Source organism: uncultured Nisaea sp. (genome assembly GCF_963974195.1).
Taxonomy (GTDB): Bacteria; Pseudomonadota; Alphaproteobacteria; order Thalassobaculales; family Thalassobaculaceae; genus Nisaea.
Genome location: NZ_CAXBDC010000206.1, coordinates 1 through 2,166, shown reverse-complemented (window position 1 = coordinate 2,166; position 2,166 = coordinate 1). Strand labels below are relative to the sequence as shown.

Below are 2,166 nucleotides of genomic sequence, written 5' to 3'. Positions count from 1 at the left end.
TCGCTCGGCGTCAGCGCCGAACGCTCTGCGTAAACACCCTCTTCAGGACAGGATCACGGCATGAAAGTCGTCATCTGCGGGGCCGGTCAAGTCGGTACCAGCATTGCTCAGCATCTCGCGGGCGAGAATAACGACGTGACGGTCATCGACCAGGACGCTGCCCTGGTTCGCAAGATCACGGAAACCCTCGACGTGCGCGGTGTGCATGGACTGGCTTCCCTGCCGTCCATCCTCGAGGGGGCGGGGACCCGGGACGCGGACATGCTGATCGCGGTCACCTATTCCGACGAGGTCAACATGGTGGCCTGCCAGGTGGCGCACTCGCTCTTCAATGTGCCGTTGCGTATCGCCCGGATCAGGCAGCAGGATTACTTGCAGCCTCTCTGGGCTGATCTGTTCAGCCGCGAGAACATGCCGATCGACCACATCATTTCGCCGGAACGCGAAGTGGCAAAGGCCATCGGGCGGCGGCTTCAGGTACCGGGGGCGTTCGACGTCCTGCCGATGGCCGACGGGATGGTCCGGGTTGTCGGCGTGCGGTGCGACGAGGAATGCCCGATCGTCAACACGCCGCTGCGCCAGCTCACCAGCCTGTTCTCGGATCTCAGCATCGTCGTTGTCGGTATCATCCGTGATGACCGGGGCATCGTGCCGAAGCCGGACGATCACATGCTGCCGGGAGACGATGTCTATTTCGTCTGCGATGTGGACCATCTGTCGCGTGCCATGGCTGCATTCGGGCATGAAGAAGAAGAGGGCCGGAGCGTCATTATCGCGGGCGGCGGCAATATAGGCCTGATGCTCGCCGAAGAGATCGAGTCCAAGCATTCGGGCGTGAGCGTCAAGGTCATCGAATATGACCGGGAGCGGGCCAAGCTCGTGGCCCAGACGCTCGATCACACCATGGTGCTGAACGGTGATGCACTGGACACGGAAGTGCTGGAGGAGGCGAACGTTTCCAAGACGGAAACCTTCGTTGCTGTTTCCAACGACGATGAAGTGAACATCATTGGCTCGCTTCTGGCCAAGAGGGCGGGGGCGGACCGGACGGTTGCCCTGATCAACAAGGGGACTTACGCCTCGCTGATTTCGACCCTTGGCGTGGATGCCGTGGTGAATCCGCGCGCCATTACGGTTTCGACCATATTGCAGCATGTCCGGCGGGGCCGGATACGCGGCGTTTATTCCCTGCGTGCCGATTTCGGCGAGGTGATCGAAGCGGAAGCGCTGGAAACATCGTCTCTGGTCGGTCATCCGTTGCGTGATGCGAAACTGCCATCGGGCGTCATCATCGGGGCGATCTATCGAGGGGACAAGGTCCTCGTGCCGCGTGGCGACACGGTGATTCAGGCAAACGACCGGGTGATCCTGTTCGCGACCTACGAGGTGGTGAAAAAGGTCGAGAAGCTGTTCGCGGTCCGGCTGGATTTCTTCTAGGCCGATGACATGAGCGAAATATCGAAGCCAAGCGCGATCCTGTTCGACTGGGACAGCACGCTCGTCGATAACTGGCCGGGTGTGACGGTCGCCATGAATGCGGCGCTGACCGCGTTTGAGCTGGCCGTCTGGACCGAGGCGGAAATGCGGGCCCGTGCCAAGCGCTCCATGCGGGAGAGCTTTCCGGAAATATTCGGTCCGGGCTGGGAAAAGGCCCGTGACATTTTCTATGAGACCTTCGAGGCAAGGCATCTTGAGGGGCTCCGCGCGTTGCCTGGCGCGGAAGAGCTTCTGATGGAGCTTCGGGACCGCTCGATCGTGCTCGGCGTGGTGAGCAACAAGAACGGGAATTTTCTCCGGGCCGAGGCAGAGAGTCTCGGCTGGGCCGGTTATTTTCACCGTATTGTTGGCGCGACGGACGCGGCGAAGGACAAGCCCGCCCGCGATCCCGTCGATCTTGTGCTCGCGGAATCGGGACATGATGCTGGTGATCGGGTCTGGTTTGTCGGAGACTCCCTGGTGGATTTGCAATGCGGTCTGGCCAGCGGCTGCGTTCCGGTTCTTGTCGGGGAAGACCCTATTTCCGAGGCCGATCTGGCAAAATGGCCTCCCGCATTCCATTTCGCGGATTGCCACGAAATGCGGCGGACGCTGACCGATTGAGTCGGACGGAGAAATAGTTATATAAAGGAGATGCTCATTTCGCATTTGCGAGATGAGGGCGGTGCC

The 2,166-nt window shown here is 60.7% G+C and carries 2 protein-coding genes; both read left to right on the top strand.

Translation table 11 applies throughout. The annotated features are described in order from the left end of the window. Nucleotides 1-60 precede the first annotated feature (60 nt). Nucleotides 61-1,437 (top strand): Trk system potassium transporter TrkA, encoded by a 1,377-nt coding sequence (trkA, locus tag AAC126_RS22250; protein ID WP_339857661.1) that lies wholly within the window; start codon nt 61-63, stop codon nt 1,435-1,437. A gap of 9 nt (nt 1,438-1,446) precedes the next feature. After that, on the top strand, nt 1,447-2,100 hold the full coding sequence (locus AAC126_RS22245) for an HAD family hydrolase (RefSeq protein WP_339857659.1): 654 nt from the start codon (nt 1,447-1,449) through the stop codon (nt 2,098-2,100). Nucleotides 2,101-2,166 lie beyond the last annotated feature (66 nt).